Below are 13,578 nucleotides of genomic sequence, written 5' to 3' on the forward strand. Positions count from 1 at the left end.
CATGCTCGACTGGTTCGCCTCCTTCGGCGGCTGGGCCTGGATCGTGCTCGGTCTCGTCCTGATCGGCGGGGAGACGCTCGCGCCAGGCGTCTTCCTGCTCTGGCTCGGCCTCGCGGCGCTGCTCACCGGCGCCGTGGTCGGCCTCACCGGCATCGCCTGGCAGGGCGCCTGGCTCGTCTTCGCCGCCTTTGCCGTCGCCAGCGTCCTGGTCGGCCGCATCGCGACAAGGCGCAAGGCCGAGGAGCCCGATGCCGCCCACGGCCTGAACGATCGCGGTCGGCAACTGATCGGCCGGGTCTTCAGGCTCGAGGCGACCATGACCGGCGGCGAGGGCCGCATCCGCGTCGGCGATTCCTCCTGGCGCGTCACCGGCCCGGAATTGCTCGCCGGCTCCGAGGTGCGGGTCGTCCGGGTCGAGGGCGCGACGCTGATCGTCGAGAAGGCTTGAATCGTCGCGCTCCGGGCCGCTTGCGCCGAATGCGACGCAGAGGCTTAACCCGCCATTGAGGCTTGCACGTCCCGGCCATGGACCACCGCAGCCGGTGCTGTCATGACGGGGCCTACGCTGCGGGCCCACAGGTAGCGCGGCGTGTCGGAGGGATCCGTCATGAGCATCCCGCACGGGCCAATCGACCTCTTGCTCGCCGCCGCTCTGTCGCTGCTGATCGCAGCCCTGGCCGCCGGCGCCGCCTTCGCCTGATCCGAGCCCGATTCAGGCGCGATTCATCCTGAATCGACCGTTCACCATCTCGCTGAACCGGTGATTCACCGGCGCCTTCTTCAAATCGCCCGCGAGGCGGCACTGGCCGCGTAGGAGGCGAAAGACATGACCCGCCGACACGGGCCGATCGATCTCATTCTCGCGGCAGGGTTCGCGCTGCTGCTGATGCTGCTCGCGCTGCGCCCGGTACAGGCCCGCGAAGTCGTCGAGTTTCCCGATCTTCGCTACCAGCCGGGCACGATCGTCATCCGCACCGCCGAGCGGAAGCTCTATTTCATCGCCGCCCCCGGCCAGGCGCTGCGCTACACCATCGCCGTCGGCAAGGCCGGCAAGCAATGGCGTGGCGTCAAATACATCGAGGAGCTTGCGGTCGAACCGTCATGGAGTCCGCCGGCCTCGGTCAAGCGCGATAATCCCTCCATTCCCGACATCATCCCGAGCGGCGCTCCCAACAATCCGATGGGCGCCCGCGTCATCGGCCTCGGGCCCGGCGGCGAATACGCCATCCATGGCACCAATAATCCGCGCTCGGTCGGCACGGCGGCATCCTATGGCTGCTTCCGCATGCACAACCGGGATGTGATCGATCTCTACGCCCGGGTCCGGATGGGCGCTCCGGTCGTGGTCATGCCCTGAGACAGCCGGCTTTACGGCGGGAATCGCGTCCCTGCCGTAAAGTCGCATTGCATTCGCTTGCCCTCTCGCCTGCGGGAAGAAAGCCGGATATCGTTCGCCGCGCGCGACGCCAGTCTTGCTCAACTTCGAACCGCAGAGTCTCAGAGGGGCTACCGATGGATCATCTCGCAGACGTCAAGAAGTTCGCCAAAAAGGCCGTCAATGAAGCGGCTTTCGCCGGCATGTCCAAGTCCTACGCACTGGTCATGAGCAAGCCCGATACGCGCTACGTCGCCTGTTCCGACCCAGCCGAGCTGGAGCGCGTCCGCGAGAACTTCCTGAAGAAGAAGCTCGGCCTGAACGGCGGCGATCTCGACGCCTCGATCAAGGCGATCTGCGAGCACATGAAGGCCGACAAGACCAAATCGCGCCTGACCTTCTACTATCTGCTGGCCGAGCATTATGGAAAGCTCGATGCCTTCGTGAAGAAGTAGAGATCAATCCGACGGCTTTGGCCGCAAGGCGCTTCCCGAAAGGGAGGCGCCTTTTTTGTTGCCCGCCGCCAGCCGTTTTCTATCCCCGCCGGCGAAACCGCGGCTGATCCGGCCAAGCCGGCATCATGGACGCACCGCCGCGTCGGGGGACTTCGCCATGTTCTCGCTTTCCCGCTCCGCCATCACCAGCAACACCCCGGCCCTTCTCGCCGGTCTCGAAGCCGCGCTCGTCGCCGTCATCGTCTTCGGCGCCGGACTCGCGTTCGCCGTCACCATCGGCTTCTTCTGAGAGGTGCCGTCATGCCGGCCCCGCAAATCTCCGTCGCCTCCCGGCCCAGCGGCCCGCATTTCGAGGTCGGCCGTGATCGCGAGGGCTTCTGGATCGCCGTCGAGACGCACGGACGCGGCGGCGGCTACTTCGCCAGCCTCGATGCCGCCCTGCACTATGCCCGCTTCACCACGGGCCGCGAGCCCGGCGGGGTGACGCTGGCGACCCGCCCGCTCGAACTCCTGCCACCGCGCCTCTGTTGACGCCGCCCGCTCAGCGATAGAGATCCTCGCGCGTCAGCGGCAGGCCGGACGCCCCCTTGCGGCGCTTCGAAACCAGCGTCTGGTTGATCAGCGCCCCGCCGCGCTCGAAGGCGAGCGAGCAGCCGGCGAGATAGAGCAGCCACATCCGCGTGCGCTCCGGCCCGATCTCGGCCTCCGCCTCCGCCTTGCGCGCATTCAGCCGCTCCCACCATAGCCTGGTCGTGCGCTGGTAATGCTCGCGCCAGCCCTCGACATCGTGCACCTCGAAGCCGTAGCGCTCGAGATTGGCGATCGACATGCCCAGATGATCGAGCTCGCCGCCGGGGAAGATGTAGCGCACCAGGGCGCGATACTCGGGCGGCATCTTGTTGAAGGCCTTCTCGGTCTTCTTCGCACGGCGCGAGATCGTGTGGTGCAGATAAAGCCCGCGCGGCCGCAGCAGCCGGTTCACCGCCTGGAAATAGGTCTGGTGATTGCGGATGCCGACCTGCTCGAACATGCCGATCGAGGAGATCTTGTCGAAGACGCCCTCCATCTGGGTGAAGTCCTTGAGATGCAGCGTGACTCTGTCCTGCAGCCCGAGCCGTTCGACCTTCTCGCGCGCGAACTTCAGCTGCTCCTCGGCAAGCGTCACGCCATGCGCCTCGACACCGTAATGCTGGGCGGCATGGCAGATCAGCGCGCCCCAGCCGCAGCCGATATCGAGCAGCTTGTCGCCCGGCTTGAGGCGCAGCTTCCGGCAGATCATGTCGAGCTTGTCGCGCTGGGCCCGGCCGATATCGCCGTGCTCCTCGGTGAAGTAGGCGCAGGTGTAGACCATCTCCTCGTCGAGGAAGAGCCGGTAGAATTCGTTCGAGACGTCGTAGTGATAGGCGACATTGGCCTTGTTGGTCGCCGGATCGCCATCGCGCGCGATCTCGTCGCCCTTGCGATGCGCGACAGCCGCCGGGGCCGAGCCCGGCGCGAAGATGAAGCGGCGCACCACGTCGAATACCGCCGATTTCGGGATGCCCCGCGCCAGCCTGCCGACCTTGCCCTCCGGCCGCGCCGCGGCGAGGTCGAAGATCGAGCCGTTCTCGATCGCGATCCGGTCGGCGATGTGGAGGTTGAGGAGCGTGTCGAGCTTCGGCTTGCGCAGCAGCGCCGATACGGCGCCGCCATCGCGGATTGCGATCGCCAGACCGTCCTGGGGCCAGTCGGCGGGAACCCGCGAGCCATCCCACAGGGAAAAGCCCAGCTTCAGCCCGAGTTTCGCATGGGCCTCGGTCAGAAGTCGCCGGAGTGCCTCGATGCGTTGTACGTCGCCGCCCATGCCGATAACCCGCCCCGTTTACCTTACGGCCTTTAGGCCGCAGGACGCTTCTCATTGCAACCGCGTTTGCGCTTGCGGCCGGCAGCGCAGGGCCATGCACCTTATGCAATGTCGCCATGCATGACCGCAACGGCATCACCGAATCTGCACAATCATTAACCGGCGCTGTTCCAGAACGATCCGGGCGCTTCTGCGCCGATTGATTCTGGAGCCCATGATGTCGTCAGCGGACCATCTCAGCCGTCGTCTTGATTTCCTGAAGTTCGACGCCGAGACGCGTGCGCACATGGCCAATGTCCAGGATGTCGTCCGTGCGGCGCTGCCCGAGGCGCTGGACGCCTTCTACGGTCAGGTCGCCCGCTTCCCGGAGACCAACGCCTTCTTCAAGTCGCCCGGCCATATGGACAAGGCCAAGAGCCGGCAGCTCGACCACTGGCAGGTCATCGCCAACGGCCAGCCGGACCAGGATTATGTCCGCTCCGTCACCACCATCGGCGAAGTTCATGCCCGGATCGGGCTGGAGCCGCGCTGGTACATCGGCGGCTACGCCCTGCTGCTGGAGCAGATCATCGGCAAGGTCCTCGAGGAGCGTTGGCCGAAGAGCCGTTTCGGCGGCAAGCTGCCGGGCGCAGCCGAGCGCAGCGCCGAGATCGGCGCGATCGTCAAGGCCGCCATGCTCGACATGGACTACGCCATCACCGTCTATGTCGAGGCTTCCGAGACCGCCCGACTGAAGGCCGAGGCCGAAGCCCGCGCCCAGGAGGAGATCAAGGCCCGCCAGCGCGACAAGGCGATCAGCTATGTCAGCGCCGCCATGGCAGCCCTCGCGCAAGGTGATCTCAGCCACCGCGTGCCCGACGACATGCCGGAGGAGTATGCCAGCATCGGCGAGCACTTCGACCACGCCATGACCCGGCTGGGCGAGATGGTCGCCACGATCAAGACGAGTTCGGCCGCGATCGCCGCCTCGTCGCAGGAGATCAATTCGGGCGCCGACGATCTCTCCTCGCGCACCGAGCAGCAGGCTGCGGCGCTGCAGCAGACCGCGGCAACCACCGAGCAGCTCACCGCCTCGGTCAAGAGCTCGGCCCAGTCCTCGCGCGATTCGCTCGTCCTCGCCGACAATGCCTCGGCCGTCGCCCGTACCGGCGGCGAGATCGTCAAGGATGCGATCCAGGCGATGGTCCGCATTGAGGAAGCCTCGAAGAAGATCTCCGAGATCACCGGCGTCATCGACGGCATCGCCTTCCAGACCAATCTGCTCGCCCTCAACGCGGCCGTCGAGGCCGCCCGCGCCGGCGATGCCGGCCGCGGCTTCGCCGTGGTCGCCGCCGAGGTCAGGGCGCTGGCGCAGCGCTCGGCCGGCGCGGCCAAGGACATCACCAGCCTGATCGGCTCCTCGGACGCCGAGGTCGTCGAAGGCGTTCGCCTGGTCCGACAGGCCGGCGAGACGCTGGAGAAGATCGTCGATGCCTCGACGCAGGTCTCGGCCACGGTCAACGACATCGCCGCCGCCACCGGCGAGCAGGCCAACGGCATCGACGAGATGGCCCGTACCGTCAGCCATATGGACGAGATGACCCAGAGCAATGCCGCCCTGGCGGAGCAGAGCGCGGCTTCGGCCCGGACCCTGCTCGATCAGATCGAACGGCTGAACCAGCTGATGAGCGCCTTCCGGACGACGAGCCGCGATGCCGCCGCGCCTGCGCAGGCCCCGAGCCGCCGCGCCGCCTGAAGGCGGCCGCAGGGCTTCGCCGCGACCTCAGAAGTCGCTGGCGATGCCCTTCACTTCCCAATCGTCATAGCGCACCGGCTCGAGCCCGCCGCGGCCGGCAATCTCCTTGTCGCGACCGAGCGCCGCCGCCTTGGCGTCGAGGGCGGCGCGCCGCGCCTGCGCCTCGGCGAGCGCGCGCTGCGCCGCCGGCGTCAGTTCCCTGGCCGCAGGCTCGCCGGAAGGCTCGCTCTTTTCCGCATTCGCGCCCATACTGGCCTCGATCTCTTGCAGGATCCGCATCGTCTTCACCACATAGGGATGAATTCGGCGCCAGGCGAGGGCGCCGTGGCGCGAATGCTCGAGCAAGCGAGAGGTGATCGATGAACTATGTCCGTACCGGCATGCTGATGGCAGCGCTGACCGCCTTGTTCGGGGCCGTCGGCTATCTGCTGGCGGGCGCCGGCGGCATGCTGATCGCGCTCGGAATCGCGGTCGCGACCAATCTGTTCAGCTACTGGAATTCAGACAAGCTGGCGCTCGCCGCCCACAATGCCGAAGAGGTCGACGAACGCGCAGCGCCGGAGCTCTACGGCATGGTGCGCGATCTCGCGGCGCGGGCGAACATGCCGATGCCGCGCGTCTACATCGTCCACGAGGATCAGCCCAACGCCTTCGCCACCGGCCGCAATCCGCAGAACGCCGCCGTCGCCGCAACCACCGGCATCCTGCGCACGCTCAGCTATGACGAGCTCGCCGGCGTGATGGCGCACGAGCTGGCGCACATCAAGAATCACGACACGCTGACCATGACGATCACCGCGACCATGGCCGGCGCGATCTCGACCATCGCCAGTTTCGGCATGTTCTTCGGCTCGCGCGACCAGCGTCCGAACATCATCGTCCAGCTTCTGGTGACGCTTCTTGCGCCGCTGGCGGCAACGATCATCCAGATGGCGATCTCGCGTTCGCGCGAATACGAAGCCGACCGGATCGGCGGCGAGATCTGCGGCAATCCAGCGGCGCTCGCCGATGCGCTCGCCAAGATCGCCGGCGGCGTCGCCCACATCCCGAACGAGACGGCGGAACAGAAGCCTGCTACGGCGCACATGTTCATCATCAACCCGCTGAGCGGACGCGGCATGGATTCTCTGTTTTCGACCCACCCCGACACCGGCAATCGCATCGCTGCGCTGATGGAGCAGGCGCGCGCCATGGGCGTCCCTGGCCAGGCCGGCGGCTTCCTGCGCGGCGCCGCGCAAAATCCTTTCGCAGGTGGCCGCGAACCCGGGCCCTGGGGCTGAGATGGCGCGCTCCGAAACCGCCGCCCCCCCGCCGGAAGCAAGGCCGCTCGACGATGCCCCCGGGCTCGCCGCGCGCCGGCTGGCAGCCGAACTGATCGACGAGGTCCTGCGCGCCGGAACCGCGCTCGACGAGACCTATGAGCGCCTGGCTGCGGCGGCACAGCTGGAGCCCGCCGATGCCGGCCTCGCCCGCGCCATCGCCACCGTCGCCTTCCGCCGGCTCGGCTCGATCCGCCACGCCATCGATGCAAGGCTCGAGCGCGGTAGCCCGCGCAATTCCGGCCCGTTCGAGCCGATCATGGTCGCAGCCGCGGCGCAGTTGCTCTTCCTCGACGTGCCCGACCATGCCGCCGTCGACCTCGCCATCCGCCATTTGCACGAGGATGCGCGTTCATCGCGCTATGTCTCGCTCGGCAATGCCGTGCTGCGCCGGCTGGCCCGTGAGCGCGACGCGATCCTCGCCGGGCTCGACCCGCTGATCGACGCACCGGAATGGCTGGGCGAGAGCTGGATCCGCCATTATGGCGCCGAGACTGCCGCCGCCATCGCGCTCGCCCATGCGCAGGAGCCGCCGCTCGACCTTACCGTCAAGGCCGATGCCGCCGGTTGGGCCGAGAAGCTCGACGGCATTGTGCTGCCGACAGGCTCGGTGCGCCTGCGCGGCCGCGAGGGACTCACCACCCTGCCCGGCTTCGCCGAGGGCGAATGGTGGGTCCAGGACGCCGCCGCAGCGCTGCCGGCGCTGCTGCTGGGCGCCAGGCCCGGTGAGCGCATCGCCGACCTCTGCGCCGCTCCCGGCGGCAAGACGGCGCAGCTCGTCGCGGCAGGCGCCGAAGTGACCGCCGTCGACCGCTCCGGTCCGCGCCTGCGCCGGCTCGCTGCCAACCTTGAACGCCTCGGCCAGAAGGCTGAGATCGTTACCGCCGATGCCGCCCGCTACGAGGCGGAGCCCTTCGATGGCGTGCTGCTCGATGCCCCCTGCAGCGCGACCGGCACGATCCGCCGCCATCCCGACGTCGCCTGGACCAAGCGTCCCGAAGACATCGCCAAGCTGACCGCCCTGCAGGCGCGCCTACTCGACCAGGCGGCGAAGCTGACCCGCCCCGGCGGCCGGCTGGTCTACTGCACCTGCTCGCTCGAGCCGCAGGAAGGCGAGGCGCAGATCGCGGCCTTCCTGGAGCGCCAGCCGGGCTTCGCCCGAAAGCCGATCGAGCCTGCGGAGATCGGCGGCATCGCTGAGGCGCTGACACCTCTGGGCGAGCTGCGGACCTTGCCCCATCAGCTTGCCGGGGAAACGCCGAGACTGTCGGGCTGGGCGGGATTTTACGCATGTCGCCTGATCAGGCTATGACTTCTGCGGATTCGCCGCATGGCTGGCGGCGGAACGGCGGGACGGACAGGGGCATTGAAGAGCTGGTCTGAGCGGGGGGGACTGGCACGCGCGGCGACCGGCCGCGCGGCTAAGCGTACCCGTGGCCAGATCGTCGGCGTCGCGCGGGCCTTCTGGCCCTTCGGGCGGCTGAAGGCGAACCGCCTGCTCTTCGCGCCGCATGATCTGCGCACCGCCGACCCGACGACGGCGAGCGACATCTATTCCGGCTATTTCGCCTTCGCCGGACGCACCGTGAACAGCCATGGCGAATCGCCCTTCGAGATCGAACCGCCGACCGAGGCCTGGGCCGAGGCGCTGCTCGGCTTCTCCTGGCTTCGGCACCTGCGCGCCGCCGACACCGCGATCGCCCGCGCCAATGCCCGCGCTCTGGTCGAGGAGTTCCTCGGCAACAAGCATGATCGCGGCGAGGTCGCGCGCCAGCCCGCGGTGGCGGCAAGGCGGCTGATCTCCTTCCTCTCGCATTCGCCGCTGCTGCTCGAAGGCGCCGACCATGTCTTCTACGAGCGTTTCCTCCGCCATATCGGGCAGACCACGGACCGGCTGCATCTGGCGCTCGCCGGCGCGGTCGAGGGCGTCGCGCGCCTGCAATGCCTGATCGCCGTCTCCTTCGCCGCGGTCTGCCTCGACGGCCAGGAGCGCCGGCTGCGGCGTTTCGAGACCGCATTGTCGGACGAGCTCGAGCGCCAGATCCTGCCCGATGGCGGTCATCTCAGCCGCAACCCGCGCATCATCATCGAATTGCTGCTCGACCTCCTGCCGCTGCGCGAGACCTTTGCGGCGCGCGGCCTCGAGCCGCCGCGCAGCATCATCATGGCGATCGACCGGATGATGCCGCATCTGCGCCTGTTCCGGCACGGCGACGGTGCGCTCGCCCTGTTCAACGGCATGGGCGCGACCCCGCCCGACCTGATGGCGACGCTGGCCGCCTATGACGACGCGCGCGGCCGGCCGATCGAGCACGCCGCCTATGCCGGTTATGACCGGCTCGCCGCCGGGCCGAGCACCGTGATCGTCGATGCCGGCCCGCCGCCGCGCGGCGCGAACTCGATCGAGGCCCATGCCGGCTGCCTCAGCTTCGAATTTTCCAGCGGCGCGCAGCGCCTCATCGTGAACTGCGGCGCCAGCCGCTATGGCGCGCCGGAATTGCGGCTCGCTGCCCGCTCGACGGCGGCGCATTCGACCGTCACCCTCGACGACCGCTCGAGCTGCGTCTTCGGGCTGGTCCTCGGCGAGCGCCGCATCACGGCCGGGCCGGCCGATGTCCGCGCCGCCCGGCAGGAGACCGAGCAGGGCGTCGAATGGGTCGGCAGCCATGACGGCTACAAGCGGGCCTTCGGCGTCGTCCACACCCGCCGGCTGCTGCTCGCGCCGGGCGGCGGCCAACTTCTCGGCGAGGACGAGATCGGCGCCTCCCCCACAATGGCGAGCCTGCCCGCCGCTGCGCGGTTCCACCTCCATCCCGGCGTCACCGCCAGCCTGATCCGCGAGGGCGAAGGCGCCTTGCTTGCGTTGCCATCCGGCGAGGTCTGGGCCTTCGAGGCGTCCGGCCTCTCCGTCGCGCTGGAGGAAAGCGTCTTCTTCGCCGCCGCCGACGGCAGACGGCGCACCTCGCAACTGGTCATCGAGTTCGACGCCGCCGCGACCCCGAAGATCATCTGGCGCATCGCCCGCCTGGGAACCGCCGCGCATCACGCAGGCCTCGACCGGGAAGCCGAGATCGCAGTGGCCTTCCCGCCGATGAAACCGCCCTCCGAGGGCTGACCGTCGCCTCGGACAGGGCAAGCCTGCGCCCGTCATGCTTTGCAGCGAGCCGCTGGCATGATAGGGCGCGCGCGAAACCTTTCGCGGTGCGCCGCGCAACTTTTGGACCTTTTTCCTCATGCCGAACGAACTTCGCCGCATCGAGCGCGCGCTGCTTTCCGTCTCCGACAAGACCGGCCTGATCGAGTTCGCGCGGGCGCTCTCGCGCATGGGCATCGCCCTGGTCTCGACCGGCGGCACCGCGAAGGCGATCGCCGAAGCCGGGCTTGCCGTCACCGATGTCTCCGATCTGACCGGCTTCCCTGAGATGATGGACGGCCGCGTCAAGACGCTGCACCCGAAGGTCCATGGCGGCCTGCTCGCGATCCGCTCGCATCCCGAGCACCAGGCTTCGATGCTCGGCCACGGCATCAAGCCGATCGACCTGCTGGTGGTGAACCTCTACCCGTTCGAGGCGACCGTCGCGGCCAGCAAGCCCTATGACGACTGCATCGAGAACATCGACATCGGTGGCCCGGCGATGATCCGCGCCGCCGCCAAGAACCACCACGACGTCGCCGTCGTCGTCGAGCCCGGCGATTATGCCGCGGTCCTCGCCGATCTCGAAGCCCATAAGGGCGCGACCACGCTGAGCCTGCGCCGCAAGCTCGCGCAGAAGGCCTATTCGCGTACCGCCGCCTATGATGCGGCGATCTCGAACTGGTTCGCCGGCGAGCTCGGCGACACCTCGCCGGCCTTCCGCGCGCTGGGCGGCAGCCTCGCCGAGACCATGCGCTATGGCGAGAACCCGCACCAATGGGCCGCGTTCTACCGCACGCCCGAGCAGCGCCCGGGCGTCGCCACGGCGCGCCAGGTCCAGGGCAAGCAGCTTTCCTACAACAACATCAACGACACCGACGCCGCCTTCGAATGCGTCGCCGAGTTCGACCCGGCCCGCACCGCCGCCTGCGTGATCGTCAAGCACGCCAATCCCTGCGGCGTCGCCGAGGGCGGGTCGCTGCTCGAAGCCTATGAGCGGGCCCTTGCCTGCGATCCCGTCTCGGCCTTCGGCGGCATCGTCGCGCTGAACCGCAAGCTCGATGCGCAGGCCGCAAAGAAGATCGTCGAGATCTTCACCGAGGTGATCATCGCCCCCGACGCGGATGAGGAGGCGATCGCGCTCGTCGCCGCCAAGAAGAACCTGCGCCTGCTCTTGACCGGCGGCCTGCCGGACGTTCGTGCCGCGGGCCTTTCGCTGCGCACCGTCGCCGGCGGCTTCCTGGCTCAGGCGCGCGACAATGCCGTCGTCGACGACATGGAGCTCAAGGTCGTGACCAAGCGCCAGCCGAGCGAGGCTGAGCTTGCCGATCTGCGCTTCGCCTTCCGAGTCGCCAAGCACGTCAAGTCGAACGCTATCGTCTACGCCAAGAACCTCGCCACGGTCGGTGTCGGCGCCGGCCAGATGAGCCGCGTCGATTCCTCGCGTATCGCCGCCTGGAAGGCCGGCGAGGCTGCCAAGGCGGCCGGCGTGCCCGAGAGCCTGGCCAAGGGCTCGGTCGTCGCCTCTGACGCCTTCTTCCCCTTTGCCGACGGCCTGCTCGCCGCGGCCGAGGCCGGCGCCACCGCGGTGATCCAGCCCGGCGGCTCGATGCGCGACGATGAGGTCATCAAGGCGGCCGACGAGGCCGGCCTGGCCATGGTCTTCACCGGCCATCGCCATTTCCGGCACTGAGACTGCGGGCAGGAGGGCAGGATGCACACCGTCAAGGTCATCGCCGGCGGCTTCGCGCTGCTCGGCCTGTTGCTCATCCTCGCACCGAGGCTGAACACCGGCGGGCGTCATCCCGTGATCTTTGCGATGCGGCTGTTCATCCCGCTCTGGTTCGTCGCCTCGGTGATCAACCTGATCGTCGGCATCAACAGCGCCGGCTACACCTTCCTGCAGGAGGCGCCGATCCTCCTCGTGGTCTTCGGCGTCCCGGCCGCGGTTGCGGCCCTGATCTCCTGGCGGTTCGACAGGAGGACGCGGTGAGTCTGGCTTCGGTACGCGCCTTCTTCGCGCAGCACGCCCCCGAGATCGAGATCCTCGAGACACAAGGCAGCAGCGCCACCGTGACGCTCGCCGCCGAGGCGTTCGGCGTCGAGCCCGCCCGCATCGCCAAGACGCTGTCGCTGCGGCTCGGCGAGCGCGTCGTCCTGCTCGTCACCCGCGGCGATGCGCGGCTCGACAACAAGAAGACCAAGGCCGCCTTCGGTACCAAGCCGCGCATGCTCGACCTCGACGAGGTCGCCGCGATCACCGGGCATCCAGTCGGCGGGGTCTGCCCCTTCGGCTTGCTGAGCCCGCTGCAAATCTATTGCGACGTCTCGCTCAAGGCCTTCGACGAGGTCGTGCCCGCCGCGGGCTCGACCCAGAGCGCCGTCCGCATCAGCCCCGAGCGGATGGCCGCGCTGACCCAGGCGGAATGGGTCGACGTCTGCCAGGAAGCGCCCGCACAGCGCGCCGAGCGGGCCGCTGTCGAGCCGGCCTGAGGCCGTTCAGCCCGCAGTGCGCGCGATCAGAGCCATCGCGGCCGCCGGATTGCGGACCTTGTCGCCGCTGATCACATAGAGGAAGACGTCGCGCGGCTGTTTCTCGGTCGGCGGCGCCACGGCATCGAGGTCCGTCGGCACGCCGCCTTGCGCCCAGGCGCGGGCACGCCCGGCCCAGGTATCGAGCTGCTTTTCGGAATAGCCCTTCGGCTCGACCTCCTTCGTGCCCATGATCCGGGCATAGACGAAGGGCGCGGTGACGTCGGCGATCTCGGGATACTCCGAATCGCCGGAGGTGATCACCGCGACACCGTATTCGCGGAGCAGGGCGACGAACTCCGGTGAGCGGAAGCTCGGATGACGCACCTCGACGGCATGGCGCAGGGCCATGCCGTCGACCTCCTTCGGCAGCAGCTTGAGGAAAGCCTCGAAGTCGGCGGGGTCGAAGGCCTTCGTGGCCATGAACTGCCAGTTGATCGGGCCGAGCTTTTCCTTCAGCTCCGCAATGCCCGACGTCACGAATTTCTCGACCGACGGGCCGGCTTCGGCAAGGACGCGGCGATTGGTGCAGAAGCGCGAGCCCTTCAGCGCGAAGACGAACCCGTCCGGCGTTTCGGCCCGCCATTTGGCGAAGCTTTCCGGCTTCTGCGAACCGTAATAGGTGCCGTTGACCTCGATCGAGGTCAGCTTGCTGCCGGCATATTCGAGCTCGCGCTTCTGCGCCAGCCCGTCCGGATAGAAGCTGCCGCGCCAGGGCTCGAACACCCAGCCGCCAATGCCGATGCGGATCGCGCCGCTGGATGTGCCGGGCATGCCGCTGTTCCTTTCGCAGGCCGAAGACGTGCTCGCGCGCAGATTGCCGCGAGGCCCGCGAAAGCAGGCGCTGCCATTATGCCTGTCTCGGCGTTCGGTGGCGCACGGTTTCCTGCATCGCTCCGACAGAAGCTGTCAGCAGCACGAACAAAAACCCCGCAGGGCGAACCTGCGGGGTTTTTAAGTTTGGTTGCGGGGGCAGGATTTGAACCTACGACCTTCAGGTTATGAGCCTGACGAGCTACCGGGCTGCTCCACCCCGCGTCAAATCAGTCACGCTGCAGTCGATATGGTATCGGCGACAGCGTCGTAAACTTCATCATTGTTATGAGGGTATATCCTTGACAGGCCCGGCGACGACCTACTCTCCCGGGTCTTGAGACACAGTACCATCAGCGCTGAGGAGTTTAAC

General features: G+C 68.1%; 15 protein-coding genes and 1 tRNA gene. 12 read left to right on the forward strand and 4 right to left on the reverse strand.

Annotated elements, in window-relative coordinates:
* Nucleotide 1 precedes the first annotated feature (1 nt).
* The 5 genes from AC1REK_RS26540 to AC1REK_RS26560 all read left to right on the forward strand — a co-directional run bounded on the left by AC1REK_RS26540 (nt 2) and on the right by AC1REK_RS26560 (nt 2,361).
* On the forward strand, nt 2–448 hold the full coding sequence (locus tag AC1REK_RS26540) for an NfeD family protein (protein ID WP_492270069.1): 447 nt from the start codon (nt 2–4) through the stop codon (nt 446–448).
* Between the two features lie 378 nt (nt 449–826).
* Nucleotides 827–1,357, forward strand: a complete 531-nt coding sequence (locus AC1REK_RS26545) for a L,D-transpeptidase (RefSeq protein WP_316020571.1) — start codon at nt 827–829, stop codon at nt 1,355–1,357.
* A gap of 155 nt (nt 1,358–1,512) precedes the next feature.
* Complete coding sequence (locus tag AC1REK_RS26550) at nt 1,513–1,830, forward strand: DUF2853 family protein (RefSeq protein ID WP_316020572.1); 318 nt, start codon at nt 1,513–1,515, stop codon at nt 1,828–1,830.
* Between the two features lie 157 nt (nt 1,831–1,987).
* On the forward strand, nt 1,988–2,119 hold the full coding sequence (locus tag AC1REK_RS26555; protein WP_492270070.1) for a hypothetical protein: 132 nt from the start codon (nt 1,988–1,990) through the stop codon (nt 2,117–2,119).
* Nucleotides 2,120–2,130: 11 nt separating this feature from the next.
* Nucleotides 2,131–2,361: a hypothetical protein gene (locus AC1REK_RS26560; protein ID WP_492270071.1), complete on the forward strand. Its 231-nt coding sequence runs from the start codon at nt 2,131–2,133 to the stop codon at nt 2,359–2,361.
* Nucleotides 2,362–2,371: 10 nt separating this feature from the next.
* Here the strand turns inward: AC1REK_RS26560 and AC1REK_RS26565 are convergent, their stop codons facing one another.
* Nucleotides 2,372–3,673 (reverse strand): class I SAM-dependent methyltransferase, encoded by a 1,302-nt coding sequence (locus AC1REK_RS26565; protein WP_492270072.1) that lies wholly within the window; start codon nt 3,671–3,673, stop codon nt 2,372–2,374.
* Nucleotides 3,674–3,890: 217 nt separating this feature from the next.
* Between AC1REK_RS26565 and AC1REK_RS26570 the strand changes: the two genes are divergently transcribed.
* A complete protein-coding gene (locus AC1REK_RS26570; protein WP_492270073.1) occupies nt 3,891–5,408 on the forward strand; it encodes a methyl-accepting chemotaxis protein in 1,518 nt (505 codons plus the stop codon).
* 27 nt (nt 5,409–5,435) lie between these two features.
* On the opposite strand, the gene AC1REK_RS26575 is transcribed toward AC1REK_RS26570, so the two are convergent.
* Nucleotides 5,436–5,657: a DUF1674 domain-containing protein gene (locus AC1REK_RS26575; RefSeq protein WP_327523218.1), complete on the reverse strand. Its 222-nt coding sequence runs from the start codon at nt 5,655–5,657 to the stop codon at nt 5,436–5,438.
* A 110-nt stretch (nt 5,658–5,767) separates the two neighbouring features.
* Here AC1REK_RS26575 and htpX point away from each other — a divergent pair, with 110 nt between their 5' ends.
* From htpX to AC1REK_RS26605, 6 genes are all read left to right on the forward strand, one after another.
* Nucleotides 5,768–6,688 (forward strand): zinc metalloprotease HtpX, encoded by a 921-nt coding sequence (gene htpX, locus AC1REK_RS26580; protein ID WP_492270074.1) that lies wholly within the window; start codon nt 5,768–5,770, stop codon nt 6,686–6,688.
* A gap of 1 nt (nt 6,689) precedes the next feature.
* Complete coding sequence (locus tag AC1REK_RS26585) at nt 6,690–8,039, forward strand: RsmB/NOP family class I SAM-dependent RNA methyltransferase (RefSeq protein ID WP_492270075.1); 1,350 nt, start codon at nt 6,690–6,692, stop codon at nt 8,037–8,039.
* Between the two features lie 54 nt (nt 8,040–8,093).
* A complete protein-coding gene (locus AC1REK_RS26590; RefSeq protein WP_492270076.1) occupies nt 8,094–9,842 on the forward strand; it encodes a heparinase II/III family protein in 1,749 nt (582 codons plus the stop codon).
* 118 nt (nt 9,843–9,960) lie between these two features.
* Nucleotides 9,961–11,553, forward strand: coding sequence for a bifunctional phosphoribosylaminoimidazolecarboxamide formyltransferase/IMP cyclohydrolase (purH, locus tag AC1REK_RS26595; protein ID WP_492270077.1), 1,593 nt, complete (start codon nt 9,961–9,963; stop codon nt 11,551–11,553).
* 21 nt (nt 11,554–11,574) lie between these two features.
* Complete coding sequence (locus AC1REK_RS26600) at nt 11,575–11,853, forward strand: hypothetical protein (RefSeq protein ID WP_492270078.1); 279 nt, start codon at nt 11,575–11,577, stop codon at nt 11,851–11,853.
* Entirely contained in the window at nt 11,850–12,353 is a 504-nt protein-coding gene (locus AC1REK_RS26605) for a YbaK/EbsC family protein (protein WP_492270079.1), read from the forward strand. The genes AC1REK_RS26600 and AC1REK_RS26605 overlap by 4 nt, the downstream gene beginning before the upstream one ends.
* Before the next feature lie 6 nt (nt 12,354–12,359).
* Here the strand turns inward: AC1REK_RS26605 and AC1REK_RS26610 are convergent, their stop codons facing one another.
* Nucleotides 12,360–13,166 (reverse strand): DUF72 domain-containing protein, encoded by an 807-nt coding sequence (locus AC1REK_RS26610; protein WP_492270080.1) that lies wholly within the window; start codon nt 13,164–13,166, stop codon nt 12,360–12,362.
* Nucleotides 13,167–13,353: 187 nt separating this feature from the next.
* Nucleotides 13,354–13,430 (reverse strand) — tRNA-Met (locus AC1REK_RS26615).
* Between the last annotated feature and the right edge of the window lie 148 nt (nt 13,431–13,578).

The sequence above is a fragment of the Allobosea sp. GW823-FHT02B03 genome (assembly GCF_058797755.1).

What these genes read in the sequence shown, in the direction of transcription:
- AC1REK_RS26565 (WP_492270072.1), bottom strand. Translation starts at nt 3,673, where the DNA reads ATGGGCGGCGACGTACAACGCATCGAGGCACTCCGGCGACTTCTGACC.
- htpX (WP_492270074.1), top strand. Translation starts at nt 5,768, where the DNA reads ATGAACTATGTCCGTACCGGCATGCTGATGGCAGCGCTGACCGCCTTG.
- AC1REK_RS26545 (WP_316020571.1), top strand. Translation starts at nt 827, where the DNA reads ATGACCCGCCGACACGGGCCGATCGATCTCATTCTCGCGGCAGGGTTC.
- AC1REK_RS26570 (WP_492270073.1), top strand. Translation starts at nt 3,891, where the DNA reads ATGTCGTCAGCGGACCATCTCAGCCGTCGTCTTGATTTCCTGAAGTTC.
- purH (WP_492270077.1), top strand. Translation starts at nt 9,961, where the DNA reads ATGCCGAACGAACTTCGCCGCATCGAGCGCGCGCTGCTTTCCGTCTCC.
- AC1REK_RS26560 (WP_492270071.1), top strand. Translation starts at nt 2,131, where the DNA reads ATGCCGGCCCCGCAAATCTCCGTCGCCTCCCGGCCCAGCGGCCCGCAT.
- AC1REK_RS26585 (WP_492270075.1), top strand. Translation starts at nt 6,690, where the DNA reads ATGGCGCGCTCCGAAACCGCCGCCCCCCCGCCGGAAGCAAGGCCGCTC.
- AC1REK_RS26600 (WP_492270078.1), top strand. Translation starts at nt 11,575, where the DNA reads ATGCACACCGTCAAGGTCATCGCCGGCGGCTTCGCGCTGCTCGGCCTG.
- AC1REK_RS26540 (WP_492270069.1), top strand. Translation starts at nt 2, where the DNA reads ATGCTCGACTGGTTCGCCTCCTTCGGCGGCTGGGCCTGGATCGTGCTC.
- AC1REK_RS26610 (WP_492270080.1), bottom strand. Translation starts at nt 13,166, where the DNA reads ATGCCCGGCACATCCAGCGGCGCGATCCGCATCGGCATTGGCGGCTGG.
- AC1REK_RS26555 (WP_492270070.1), top strand. Translation starts at nt 1,988, where the DNA reads ATGTTCTCGCTTTCCCGCTCCGCCATCACCAGCAACACCCCGGCCCTT.
- AC1REK_RS26550 (WP_316020572.1), top strand. Translation starts at nt 1,513, where the DNA reads ATGGATCATCTCGCAGACGTCAAGAAGTTCGCCAAAAAGGCCGTCAAT.
- AC1REK_RS26575 (WP_327523218.1), bottom strand. Translation starts at nt 5,657, where the DNA reads ATGGGCGCGAATGCGGAAAAGAGCGAGCCTTCCGGCGAGCCTGCGGCC.